Source organism: Sphingobacterium sp. UBA3549, assembly GCF_002376635.1.
Classification (GTDB): Bacteria; Bacteroidota; Bacteroidia; order Sphingobacteriales; family Sphingobacteriaceae; genus Sphingobacterium.
On record NZ_DFOE01000038.1, the window covers coordinates 59,580 to 73,326 of the forward strand.

Genomic DNA, 13,747 nt, shown 5'->3' on the forward strand with positions numbered 1-13,747 from the left:
AGATTTGGTGGAATACATGGGCGATCTGATTTCTGATGATTTAATAGGCAAATGGATTTTATTTTTTATATTTATATAGTTAATTAACCTTGCACTATTAACAATTTATGAACGTACAAGTATCTACAAACTTTAGAAAACATGCGCGCAAAACAATCTTATCTATTGTCGTTTTTGCCGTCTGCTATATTGCCCTTTTGCTATTGTCAATAGGTATAACGGTTGGTTTTACCTTATTGGGGGGATTGATTTTTATTGCCAAACCTATATTTTTAACTGCAGTATTATGTTTGGGACTATTCGCTTCAGGTTTGACTATACTCTACTTTTTACTAAAATTTATTTTTGCGTCGACAAAAGTGGATACGGGGCATCTCACGCAGATAGCTGAACACGACGAACCACAATTATTTGCACTCATTCATACGGTGGTAAAAGAGGTTCACACCAGCTTTCCGAAGAAGGTGTTTTTGGCGCATGATGTGAATGCTTCTGTTTTTTATGACTCTAGTTTCTGGAGTATGTTTTTGCCTATTCGCAAAAACCTGCAGATTGGCGTAGGATTGGTCAATGCCGTTACGCAACAGGAATTGAAGGCTATTCTTGCCCATGAATTTGGCCACTTTTCACAGAGAAGCATGAAAGTTGGAAGTTATGTCTATCATGTCAATCAAATCATTTACAATATGCTTTATAAGAATGAATCGCTTAATAGTATGTTTGAAAAATGGGGGAATATCAGTGGATACTCGGGTATTTTTATTGGCATATCTGTTTTTATCATTCGACAGATTCAGAACATCTTGAAGCATCTTTATGAATATGTCAATATCAATTATTTGGCATTATCTAGAGAGATGGAATTCCATGCAGATGAAATAGCTGCACATGTGGCAGGGTCTCAGGCATTGGCCGATTCCCTATTGAGATTGAGTTTTGCCAATCATGCACTGACAGTTGTGCTCAACTTTTATGATATCAAATTTTCTGAAAATATAAAGAGCAATAACATTTATCCCGAGCACAGCTGTGTCATGCAGATGTTTGCGGAAAGGAATAGGTATCAGATGCGGAACGGTCTGCCACAGATTGAAATGGCAACATTAAAAAAGTATGATAAATCAAAATTAAATCTTGAAAACCAATGGTCATCCCATCCTTCGGATGAAGATCGGGTAAAAGCATTACAGACACTCAATATTGTAAAACAGGAGACCAACAATGAGCCAGCTATTGCGTTGCTTTCTAATGATGCTGCAGTGGCTAATCAAATCTCTGATAAATTATTCTCGGCGATCCAGTATGAGCAGATACCATCACCTTTAGCCTTAACCGAATTTACGGAGGATTTTGAGAAGCGGATAGATCGGTACGCGTTTGATCAGAAATTCAATGACTTTTACGACTATACTCATCCCGTACGAAGTGGTGCGTCCCCGCTATCCCAAAAGCAGATCCAACCATCGTTTAAAGAACTATTTGCCGAAAATAGAGTTGAAGCGCTTTATGAACTCAATAGTCTGAAAAATGATCAATATGTAGTTGAAGCAATTAGTAAGGGTGAAATAAAGGTAAAAACGTTCGATTATGATGGTAAAAAATATAAAGTCTCAGATGCAATCGTATTACTCCAAAATATTACGGCTGACATCAGTAGTATGGAACAGAAAATTGCAGATTATCATCAGGAGATTCTCTATTACTTTCAACAGCTCGCGGATGTTCAGGGAAAACGCTCAGAATTTGATGAAAAATATGAGGACTTTGTTGCGTTTAATAGCGATTACGAAGCTGGAGAAATCCAATATAATGAGATGGTAAAGAACACTGCCTTTTTATATCAGACGCTTCCTTTTTCCGATATTGAATCTAAAATAAGCGATCTTAAAAGAAGTGAAGAGAAATTTAAGAAGCATCTTGCGGTATTACTCGAACTTCCTGATAGCAAAAACAACTTAGAACAGGGTTTGTTCGATTCCTTAGTTAGCTATACAAACAGTGAACAGTTATATTTTTATGTAGATCGCTATAATGAGGAGAATTTAAAAATCCTGTTGAATGCCATTTCCATGTACAAGAATTTGTTGGAAGATAATCATTTTGCGAAGAAAAAGTGCTTGTTAGATTTTATGCTTGTGCTGGAAGAAAATAAGGGATAAGATAGGATGGTTTTAGTTGGGGTGTAATGATCCGCTTGAAGACTGGAATTTTTGAAGAAAACCTACACTTTCCTTCAAAAGTGTAGGTTGGGTCAACGCACTTTTGGCCTATAGATTCTGCGAATCCGCAGAGGGTCCATAACTCGCTGGTAAAGGAATATCGTTGAGCCTATAATACACGCCTAATTGTGCCCTGTGATGTGTAATCTGATTTAATGCGTGACGAATCGCCTCATATTTGCTCCAACTTGCCAATACATGGCCGTCATTTTTAATTGCCCAGCTTTCACTCAAATCTTCCTCTTGCGCTTTTTCTAAGGCATTTATCCCAGCTTCATATGCTTCGTCCAATTTTTTTAAAAGATCTTCCGATGTCGATAGGCTTGTAGGGGCGTAAGGAACTTTGGCAAAATCAAGTTCTGAGGTTTTTAAAACTGTACTAGGCCATTCAAAAACCTCGACTATGTGCGTTGCCAGACGCATCATTTTCATACTTTTCTGATGTGGTGCATACTCATTCTTTCCAACCGGAAAAAGTGCGATAAAGTTTCTTGTAATTTGATACTCATTCGCTAGCTCTGCTTTTAATTGTTGAAACGTATCCATTTTTTTTTATTATGATTTTAAATTTGATCCTACTTCCCACTGGGTTATGAACAAAGATAACTCCAACGAGTGACAAGAGTGTGTCAGCATAATCGCTGCCCCCGTTCGGGCGCTGTTGATTTTTCTTCAGACACTAAAGTTGCAGCTTCGATTAAAGAGCGGTTGATGTTGTATTTTTTCTTCATTTATGGAATAATGATATTCTCCGCATCCCTGCACAAAAGTTGAAGTACTGAATGAAAGAATCTAGTGCTTGGCTTTAGGTAATTTTATTTATTTTTAAAAGAATTTAGCCTGTATTTATACATGAAATGGAAATCAATTGTAGTATGCTTTTTAGCTGTGTTGTATGCTTCTGTACTTTTTGGACAATCGAGCTTATTCGATAGTCCACGCGGTTCTTCTGACTACTATATTTATAAGCTAAGCCCTGAGATTTTAAAAAAGATTCATTTGGATGGAATAAAATTCGATGAAACTATGCTCAGCAATTTTGTTGTAAAATATAAGGTTGGAGACCCAAATCCGGTGTTACCACCTGGTAACTATGTGCAGGTCCGCGCTAATGGAGCAGATCTCATGTATCGGGAGTTGATCAGCGATAACCTGTATGTCAAAATTATTCCTGCGAAAGCTTTTGCGATTTGTCTATACGATTCTTTGGGAACGATTATAGAAGACGCGCAGGTAAAAGTGAACGGACGTCGCATGTCACTCGATAAGAAGTTCCATTATTATAAAGTTGCCAACGCAAATAGTGACGATATCGTCACTATTGAACATAAGGGTGTTTATCATTATCTGACTGTAGAACGGGGCTGGCCCCATAAAGATAAGGTGTCATTATGGAAAAAAATCAGCAACAGCTGGCTCAGAACTCGGTTTAAAATTCAGCGGATTTTTCATAAAAAAGAAACTGGTGGTACAGAAAGTTTTATGGTTTTTAATAAACCGATGTATAAACCAAATGAGCAAATTAAATTTAAAGCGTATCTGGAGAAAACAAAATGGAAACCTAATCGCGATTCTATTGTCGTACGTCTATCGGGAGGATATGGTTATGCGAAGGATACCGTTTTGGCGCGCCTAGCGCCTTATCGTCCGGGCATGTATAACTTTGCATTTGATTTGAAGGGACTAGGCCTTATTCTGGATAGAAATTATTGGATTTCTTTGGAATCTCCAAAAAGCAAACTAGTCTTGCATCGACAGCATTTCCGATACGAAGACTATGAACTAAAAAGCCTAAGTTTTACGATGACGTCTATAAAGACAGATTATGCCAAAGGAGACAGCGTGCGGCTGAAACTAAAAGCATTAAATGAAAATGAAATGCCCATATACGATGGGAAAGTCGATTTACAGGTGGTGGCTAGTCCGGTTTTGATGCATGATTTAAAAGCCAATAAGGTCAATTTTATTCCAGATACCTTATGGCAAACAAGTGTTTCGCTTGCAGATGTGGCAGAAAAGGAGATTGTATTACCGGATTCAATTTTTCCGCCTGACATTGGTATTTCCTTTCGCGTTATTGGTACTTATCTAAGTTCGGATAATGAAAGAATAGAGCGAAGCCTTGATCTCAATAGACTCAACCGCGAAAAGGAAATCCGTATTATTGTCAAAGATGGACATGCAGCGCTGAGCTACTTTGAAAAGGGCGTTGAGCAGCAAGCGTCTGCTGAGCTCAAGATATTAGGAGAACATGATGAAGTGCTGAAGGCTGAAAATGTAAGTTTACCTAATCTGGTTTCAATACCTTGGCAGGCCAAAGAAATTGTTGTTAAGTCGAATGGTTTTAGTAAAAGTGTTGATCTGGAGGACCAGCAGCAGGTACAACTGAATTACAAATTTTACCGCACTGCGGATTCGGTGCTATTGCATGTCGATAACCCGGCTAGGATTCCATTTTGGTATCAAGTTTATCGTGGTGGTCGTATGATTGCTGCGGGCTATGAAACCGAATTGAATCGTGCATTTTTAGCCGGTGGAAAAGAGGGGTATAGCCTGGAGATCACTTACCTTTTTGGAGGAAGATCTAAAGTTATTCGCGAGGAATTGCCCTATGTGGAGAAAAATTTGAATTTGGAAGTTAACACGGCTACCACAGTATATCCAGGACAGAAGGCTATGTTCGAACTTTCTGTTACGGATAAGGAGGGTAAACCCTTGAAAGATGTCGATATTACAGCCTATGGTTTTACCTCAAAGTTTAAGTCAGCCGCTGCGCCAACGATTACTGTCGGTGGTCTGATGCGCAGGGCGGAGATCAAGCAAAATCTTCATGTTAGTTTGGATGATGATGAAAAAGTTTATCAGGGAGCGCTGCAAGATTGGGTGAAATGGTCTAAAGTAATGCAGTTGGATACAATTCCCTTTTATCAATTCTTATATCCAGAGGTCTATTTTCAGGAGTCTCGTCCACTCGATGTTGTTAAGAGTCAGGTATCCCCTTACATCGTGGTAAACGGTGCTGTACAAGGGATTCATCTGGTTTGGATAGACGGTGTACTGCACTATGCGAAGCAAGATCAGCAAAATAATCCTACTATTTTTGAGGTTACTCCAGGGCAGCATGATTTTAGGTTTAGAACCAAGGATCGTGACATTCGGGTAGAGGGGTATTACGTGGAAAAGGGGAAAAAGGTGATTGTGTCCTTTAATGCTTCACGAGATACGATTGGTTTTGATTACCCCGACAAAACATGGAGAAAAGGCCATATTTCGGTTCTTCGATTGCCAAAAGAGCAACAGAGTAAGCTTTTCGATAAAGAAGTGGCCGAATTGAAGCGACAGTTGATCACCGTGACCAACAATTTTGGAGCCTGGCAATTACCCAATAGTAATGTGCTGATCGAGCGACCAGCATATATCCAAACAGCTGGAGATCTCTATTACCTCAATCCGGTACAGCGAACCGTTTACAATAATCGGTTGCGGACACAGGTCCCCGTTCCGCTGATGGCAGGGCCATTTCCAAGAACAGAAATGTACAATGGTGTGTCTAAAATAGGTACGCTTATGGTGGATACATCGAAAATTGGCCGGTTTGAAATCGAGGGCGGCTATCAATATAGCATCTATAAAAACTATCAAAAGCAAAAAAGCTGGGATGGTAATCTTATCCGGCTGGATCTGTATGATTATAAACCAAGTTTAGATTTTCGGGAGAAAGTATGGTCGGTGGAGGATATCAAGGCAAATGTCGAGCAGCGTTTTAGGGAGACGATGCAAAACAGTACTGGACTTGCACAGTTTGCTACGGTGAAAAGAGAACGTGAAGATGCTGGTTTTAAACTTAATTTAATGTTGGGCAATGATGCTTCACAAAAAAGCATTCGACCTACATTGATCTTTATCGAGCCGACGAATGTCGAAGAGCGGATGTACTTTAGGCTCTTTTACGGTGGACATCGAACGTTTGAAGATCTTCCGGTCGGCGAGGTTACTTTGCATATTGTAAAGGATGATTCAACTTCCTTTAGTTTGCCAGTCGAGCTCAAAGCCCAGGGAATGAATTATTTGAAACTAGACGCTATCCAATGGACTAAGACATCCCAAGCAGCTCGGTTAGCTTACAAACTTGTACGCGATGAAATTATTGTACGTACCGTGGAGAATCCATTGCGGGATGCTATCCAGACTGGACAAGAAAACGATCTGCAGGGCTTAAAAATCGACCGGGAAGGTTTTAGCGCGAAAAGAAAGAATAATAAGGTCGCCAGGATCTTAGTTTATGATGGTGATACGCCATTAATTGGGGCTAAAGTGAGTGATCGGGATACGAAAAAGCAATACTTTACCAGTTTTGACGGTAGTTTGGAACTTGAGCTCTCCGATGACAAAAATACTGTACTTGAGATTGTTGCTTTAGGATACACTACATCTACGATTAAAGTCTCCAGTGGCAAAGATTATTTCGTGGAGTTAAAGCCAAGCGAAAATCAATTGGATGAAGTGGTCGTTATGGGATATGGCGTTCAAAAAAGGCAATCGTTGCGTGCGGCAGCGAAATCGATTGATGTCCGGATGGACGGCGTGACTACAGCTATGTTACAGGGCGCGGTAGCGGGAATTCGAATTCGTGGAGCTACGAGCCCTTCCCCTAGCGATAAGCCGTTAATTTTGGTAGATGGGGTTCCTTTTGAGGGTGATATTTCCAGCATTGATCCTGCTAGCATCGCTTCATTTAATGTGATTAAAGACCAATCCATGCTTGCCTTGTATGGTGCTCGTGCTGCCAATGGTGTGGTGATGGTTCAGCTGAAAGCTGGAACTGCCGCATTATCGAAGGGCGTGGCGGATATGCCCTATTTGGAATCTGGAAATACGATGCGTGTGAACTTTAGTGATGATGCATTCTGGCAACCAAAGCTCACTACCGATGTCCAGGGAAAAGCCAATTTTGAAGCGACCTATCCGGATGATATCACCAATTGGCGGACATTCTTTATAGCGAAGGGAGCGAAAAATTTTGCAGACAGCAAAGAATTAAGTATAAAATCGTTTAAGGCTGTTTCAGCACATTTGGCGACTCCGCGATTTGCCATCAGAGGTGATCAGTTTACAGCCATGGGGCGGGTTGTTAATTATCTTAGCGACAGCCTACAGCTCTTGCGTACCATCAATAATGGGCTAAAAACACAGGAGGCAAGGTTGAAAATTGCGAAGTCCTATCGGGATCCTATACCGGTTATTGCCGATAAGGGGGACAGCGTCCAACTTGCTTATTCGATCGGATTGTCCAACGGATATTTTGATGGTGAAAAGCGTAGCATTCCGATTTTTGAAAAGGGGCTTGAACAACATGAAGGAGATTTTAAAGTGCTCAATGGTACGGCAGAGTATGTGCTGAAAACTTCACCGTCGCTTGGTGAAGTAACCTTCCATGCTGAAGCAAATTCACTGGAATTTTTACAACGGGAAATCGAATTCATTGATCGTTACAAATTTCTATGCAATGAGCAGATGGCTTCCAAATTAAGTGCATTACTTTCGAAAAAGGAGCTAGCTAAATTAATCCGTAAACCTTTTACTGAGGATAAGAAAATAAAGGAGCTCCTGAAGGAGCTACAGAAAAACAAAAATTCCAATCAGGGCTGGGGCTGGTGGAACAAGAGTGAAACTGTAACTTGGATCAGCAACTATGTGGTCGGGGTACTGTTGGATGCCCGCGAAGCAGGATACCAGGTTGAAATTGATACGGAGATCTATGCAGAACGTGAAAAGACCCTATTGAAAAGCAGCTTGGCTTCGCTGGATCTTCTAGTGGATAAAAATAAGCTTCACGGGGCCAAAGAGAATTTGTTTAGCTCCTTGATATATCTGCTCCGGTTGGATCCTAAAACAGATTACAAAAGCTATTTCTTCGAAATTGATACTAAACTGAAAAGTAAAACCATTAAGGATAAACTGTTGAAATATCTATTGATCTCAAAACTGGGGCTTAAGGATTTACATGCGGCAGATACTGTGCTTAAATATTCCTCAAAGGCTATCTTAGGGGGAATTTATTGGACTTCTGGAGCTACAACGAATCAGAAAGGGGGATTTTTTATGCGACCTACGGAAACCAATACCGATAATACACTGTTGGCTTATGGTGTCTTAAAATCAATTGGTGGTCATGATTCGGATTTAGAAAATATCCGTAATTACTTTTTCGCGCAGCGGCAGCAAAATCAATGGTATAATATCTACGAATCTTCCCGTATCATACGAAGCATTCTCCCTGATTTGCTAAAGGCGGGAGAAACTTTTCAACCACCAGTAATGATTGTCAATGGCAAACGTATCACGACATTTCCGTATACGCAAAGCTTTAAGTCGGATGAACAGATTAAAGTCAGGAAAGAAGGGACTGGGCCGGCTTTTGTAACAGCCTACCAAAATTTCTGGAATCCAGATCCTGCCGTAGAAAAGGAAAAGGGCCTCGCTGTGGCAACGCGATTTAAGGATAATGGTGCTACGGTAGCGGCGCTCAAGGAAGGGAAGCCTGTAAAACTTGAAGCAAGCGTAACATTAACTGGTGAAGCGGAGTATGTGCAGATTGAAGTTCCGATACCGGCGGGATGTTCTTATGAAACCAAAACCAATGGATACTATCGAACCGAGACGCATAGAGAGCATTTCAAGGATCGTGTTGTTATTTTCTGCAATAAATTAGGTAAAGGTACGCATACCTTTGAGATCGAGCTTTTACCTCGGTATAGCGGAACTTATACAGTTAACCCCGCGAAGGCTGAATTGATGTATTTCCCGATGTACTATGGGAACGAGAAAATGAAAGAAGTGGTAGTGGAATAAAGATATGACTTAGAAAAAAGGGGACCTACCACACGGTAAGTCCCCAACATATAAAAACAAAAATTAAAAAGTGTACTATCGATAGTCCCATCCGCCACCTAGGGATCTGTATATCGCTACGCTTGCTTTGAGTTGGTTGACCTTTTTTTCCACGAGCTCGAATTTAGATTCCAGCGCATCACGTTGGGTTAGTAGAACCTCCATATAGTCTGCGCGCGCATATTTAAAGAGGTCGTTGGAGATACCAATAGACTCATTTAATGCGTTGACCTCCTTGGTCTTGATCTGTAGGCCACTCTCCAGATTTTTAATTTTGGAGAGCTGATTAGCAACTTCGATGTAGGCAGCCAGAATCGTCTGTTCATAATGGTAAACAGCCTGAACCTGCCGCGCATTTGCGCTGTAATAAGCGGCTTTAATTGCCCTTTTGTTGATTAAAGGGGCCGTGAGTTCACCAACGAGGGAAGAAAGAAAAGATTCTGGTTTAATGAGATAAGTCGGATCAAAGGCTTGAAATCCAACTCCAGCAGCGATGTCCAAAGAAGGATAGAACCGCGCTTTGGCCGATTTAATATCCAGTTTGGATGCAGCAAGTTCAAACTCCGCCTGCTTGATATCTGGCCTGTTCTCCAATAGGTCAGCGGGAACACCTGCATAAACAGTTTGCGGAACGAGTTGGTCGAATGCGCCTTGATCTCTTTGAACTGGCTGAGGAAACCTTCCGACGAGATAATTTATTCTATTCTCGGTCTCGGTGATCTTCTGTTTGATGTCATACTGCATACCTTGTGTCTTCAAGATCTGTGCTTCAAATCTTTTGACAGCAAGCTTATTGGATCGTGCATTTTTCTTCAAGTCATTGACGACAGCCAGGGCATCGTTTTGAATCTTAACATTCTCATTAATAACTAGGAGTTCATTGTCCAGTGCAAGAAGTTCATAGTAGGAATCTGCAATTTCAGCGATCAGATGAGTGACCATAAAATTTTTGCCTTCCACACTCGCAAAATACCGCTGTAACTGAGCTTTCGTTGCATTATGGAGTTTACCCCAGATATCTGTTTCCCATTGTGCCTGTACACCAACTCCAAAATCAAATAGTGGTTCAGGCATTTCGCGGCCGGGTTCGATTTCTGTATTCTTTTCCATCGCTCCAATATTCGTATACCGACTTACTTTGTCGACGCCTGCACCAACTTTTACACCAACAGAAGGCAGATATTCACCTTTTTTGGCACTTACTTCGTTTTGGGCAATTTGAATTTCCTGAAGTATAATATGTAGCTCTTGGTTGTTTGCCAATGCCTGGCTGATAAGTCCTTGTAGATTGGGGTCCTTAAAATAGTTTTTCCATTTAATTTTTCCAATATTCAAGGTGTCGCTGTCAGCATTCCCATATGTTTCAGGGACGTTTTTATTTTCGGTACGTTGTTTGATTTCGAGTGGTTTGCATGCCCCAAGACTAAGCAAGAAAAGCGCGAAACCTGTATAGTGATATAATTTATTCTTATTCATAATGTATCATGTCTTCGCTTAATGGTGAATCGTCTTCGGCTTGAATCATTTTTCTTCCGTCAGCCAATTTTGCAAAAATATAGTAGAGACCAGGGATAACGATAACGCCAAAGATTGTTCCGACGAGCATACCCCCAAGTGCGGATGCACCTATGGTATGGTTACCTATGGCACCGGCACCGCTGGCAAAGACTAGTGGAACAAGTCCAGCGATAAAGGCAAACGAGGTCATGAGAATAGGTCTAAAACGTGCTCGTGATCCCTCAATTGCTGCCTCTAATATACTGTCGCCGGCTTGTCGCCTTTTCACGGCAAATTCTACGATAAGCACCGCATTTTTACCCAACAAACCAATAATCATGATCAGCCCGACCTGTGCATAGATGTCATTTTCAAGTCCCATAGCTTTTAAGAGGAAGAAGGAACCAAATACACCGACAGGTAGTGACAAGAGAACCGCAAATGGAATGATGAAGCTTTCATACTGCGCGGCAAGTACAAGATAAACGAAAACTAAGACGACTAGAAAGACATAAATAGCTTCGTTTCCACGTTGCGCCTCATCGTAGGAGAGACCTTCCCAAGCCACTTTGTAGCCGTGCGGTAATGTCTGAACTGCGGTTTCGTTGATTGCCTGAATAGCATCGGCCGTTGTATATCCATTGGCCGGAAGTCCACGGATGGCGGCCGAATTGTACATATTGTAACGTGTGATCTCATTTGGCCCCTGTGTTTTTTTTAAGGTCATAAAGGCCGAATAGGGAACCATCTGATCATGATCGTTTTTGACGTAAAGGTTCATGATATCAGAAGGTAATCTTCTGAATTCTGGCGAAGATTGTACATATACCTTGAAAAATTGACCAAAACGGATAAACCCCTGTTCATATGTACTACCGATAAGGATATTGAGGTTATCCATGGCTTTACCTATAGAGACGCCCTTCTGCATAGCCGCATTATTGTCAAAAACCAATTCGTATTGTGGGTAGTTGGCAGCGAAAAAGGTAAAGACTCCAGTAAGTTCCTTACGTTTCTTGAGATTAGCGATAAATGCTTTATTCACTTTATCGAAATCTTGGTAATCCGTAGTCCGATTGAGGTCGAGCAGGCGCATGGAGAAACCTCCTGAAGAACCGAAACCCGGAACTGCCGGAGGTTCGAAGAACTCTACTGTGGCGCCTAAATTTTTAGATTTTTCTTCCAGTTCTTCCATGATCTCCTTGACAGAGTGTTCACGTTCACCCCAGGTTTTGAGGTTGATAAGACAGGTTCCGGCATTCGATCCACGTCCTTCCGTCATGATCTCATATCCTGCTAGTGATGAAACGGATTCTACACCATCTACGCCTTGACAGATCTTTTGGAGTTCTCTGGAAAGCTTGTTGGTCTGTTCCAGTGTTGATCCTGGAGGCGTTTGGATAATGGCGTAAATCGTACCTTGATCTTCACTTGGTATGAAACCTCCCGGAAGCGTTTTGTTAATGACGAAAATACCGACACAGAAAGCGATTAAGATCCCCCACGTCACGACTCTTCGGCTGGCAATTTTGCGCAGTAACGTGGCATATTTGCCGGTTATTTTATCGAAGGTACGGTTAAAAACGTCAAGAGATTTGGTGAATATATTCGATTTTTTGGGTTTACCATGGTTGTTTTTTAATAACATCGCAGCAAGCACAGGAGTGAGTGTTAACGCTACAACTGCCGATATTACGATGGAACTTGCCATAGTAATTGAAAACTGCCGATAAAATGTTCCGACAGGACCTGTCATAAACGAAATAGGAATAAAAACCGCTACCATAACAGCTGTAATGGCGATAATAGCACCCGCGATTTCAGCCATAACCTCTTTTACGGCCTTATATGGGGAGATCGAACTTTCTTCCATTTTGGCATGTACTGCTTCGATGACTACAATGGCATTGTCTACGACAATCCCGATGGCGAGGACTAAAGCAAATAGGGTGACCAAGTTGATCGACATACCGAACCATTGAATGACGAAGAATGTACCTATGAGTGAAATGGGTACAGCGATGATCGGAATTAAAGTCGAACGCCAGTCGCCAAGGAAAATAAAAACCACGATGGCAACTAAAATAAAAGCATCCCGCAGTGTATGCATCACCTGTTCGATAGAAGCATCCAAGAATTGGGATACGTCATAGCTGATTTTATAGTCTATACCCGGCGGAAAGTTTCCTTTCATTTCAGCAAGTTTGGCTTTTACATCTTTGATTACGTCATTGGCATTGCTGCCATAATTTTGTTTCAATACAATCGATGCCGACGGATGCCCGTCCAAATTGGAATAGATATCAAAAAATTCACTTCCCAGTTCGACTTTAGCCACGTCTTTTAACTTGATGTTTTCTCCGTCGCCATTCGCACGAACAATAATATTTTCGTATTCTTCAGGTGTATTGTATTGCCCTTTGTAAGTCAGCACATATTCGAGTGATTGCGCGGCGATCCCTGAACTTTGTCCCAGTCGGCCGGGGCGGCCGATGATGCTTTGTTCTCCTATTGCTTTCATCACTTCATCAACCGACAAGCTATAGGCGCGCATGCGATCAGGATTTAACCAGACGCGCATAGCATATCTTCGGCTACCGAGAATTTGCGATTTGGCGATGCCGTGGATGCGATTGATTTCCGGAATAATATTTACCGTTGCATAATTGTATAGGAACTTTTCGTCCATACTTTTATTGGTACTGTAAAGATTCACGTACATCAGCATACTGGGCTGAATTGGATTAACGACGACCCCTTCCTTTTGGACAAGTTCGGGCAAAAGTGGCATTACCTGATCCACCCGCGTTTTTACCAATACGACGGCATCGTTGGGGTCTGTGCCGGGGTCAAATACGACGTTTACGGTCGCTTCACCCGCACTGGTTGCATCGGTGGCGATATAGCGCATTCCTTGCACCCCGTTGATGGCATTCTCAAGAGTAATCAGTGAGGATTTTACAAGTACATCCGCGCTTGCTCCGGGGTAGGCTATGGATACCGCAACAGTGGTCGGTGCGATTTTCGGAAATTGTTCGGTAGGAAGTTGCTTGATAGCCAGACCTCCAATAAATAGGATGACAACCGATATGACAATAGCAAATACCGGTCGATGTATTACTTTTTTAAACATGATGCTG

5 protein-coding genes are annotated in these 13,747 nt (G+C 41.5%); 2 read left to right on the forward strand and 3 right to left on the reverse strand.

Annotated elements, in window-relative coordinates:
* Window positions 1-107: 107 nt before the first annotated feature.
* Window positions 108-2,159: a M48 family metallopeptidase gene (locus B2W36_RS21385; protein WP_293889496.1), complete on the forward strand. Its 2,052-nt coding sequence runs from the start codon at window positions 108-110 to the stop codon at window positions 2,157-2,159.
* Window positions 2,160-2,267: 108 nt separating this feature from the next.
* Here the strand turns inward: B2W36_RS21385 and B2W36_RS21390 are convergent, their stop codons facing one another.
* Window positions 2,268-2,765, reverse strand: coding sequence for a DinB family protein (locus tag B2W36_RS21390; protein WP_293889497.1), 498 nt, complete (start codon window positions 2,763-2,765; stop codon window positions 2,268-2,270).
* 306 nt (window positions 2,766-3,071) lie between these two features.
* On the opposite strand from B2W36_RS21390, the gene B2W36_RS21395 reads away from it, so the two are divergent.
* A complete protein-coding gene (locus tag B2W36_RS21395) occupies window positions 3,072-9,071 on the forward strand; it encodes an alpha-2-macroglobulin family protein (protein ID WP_293889498.1) in 6,000 nt (1,999 codons plus the stop codon).
* Between the two features lie 75 nt (window positions 9,072-9,146).
* Here the strand turns inward: B2W36_RS21395 and B2W36_RS21400 are convergent, their stop codons facing one another.
* Both B2W36_RS21400 and B2W36_RS21405 read right to left on the reverse strand, forming a co-directional pair.
* The gene (locus B2W36_RS21400) at window positions 9,147-10,586 is read right to left on the reverse strand and encodes a TolC family protein (protein ID WP_293889499.1); all 1,440 of its coding nucleotides are present in this window, start codon (window positions 10,584-10,586) and stop codon (window positions 9,147-9,149) included.
* A complete protein-coding gene (locus B2W36_RS21405) occupies window positions 10,579-13,740 on the reverse strand; it encodes an efflux RND transporter permease subunit (RefSeq protein WP_293889500.1) in 3,162 nt (1,053 codons plus the stop codon). The genes B2W36_RS21400 and B2W36_RS21405 overlap by 8 nt, the downstream gene beginning before the upstream one ends.
* Window positions 13,741-13,747: the final 7 nt, after the last annotated feature.

Excerpts from the sequence above, each read along its gene's own strand:
- B2W36_RS21400 (WP_293889499.1), bottom strand. The coding sequence starts at position 10,586 with ATGAATAAGAATAAATTATATCACTATACAGGTTTCGCGCTTTTCTTG.
- B2W36_RS21405 (WP_293889500.1), bottom strand. The coding sequence starts at position 13,740 with ATGTTTAAAAAAGTAATACATCGACCGGTATTTGCTATTGTCATATCG.
- B2W36_RS21385 (WP_293889496.1), top strand. The coding sequence starts at position 108 with ATGAACGTACAAGTATCTACAAACTTTAGAAAACATGCGCGCAAAACA.
- B2W36_RS21390 (WP_293889497.1), bottom strand. The coding sequence starts at position 2,765 with ATGGATACGTTTCAACAATTAAAAGCAGAGCTAGCGAATGAGTATCAA.
- B2W36_RS21395 (WP_293889498.1), top strand. The coding sequence starts at position 3,072 with ATGAAATGGAAATCAATTGTAGTATGCTTTTTAGCTGTGTTGTATGCT.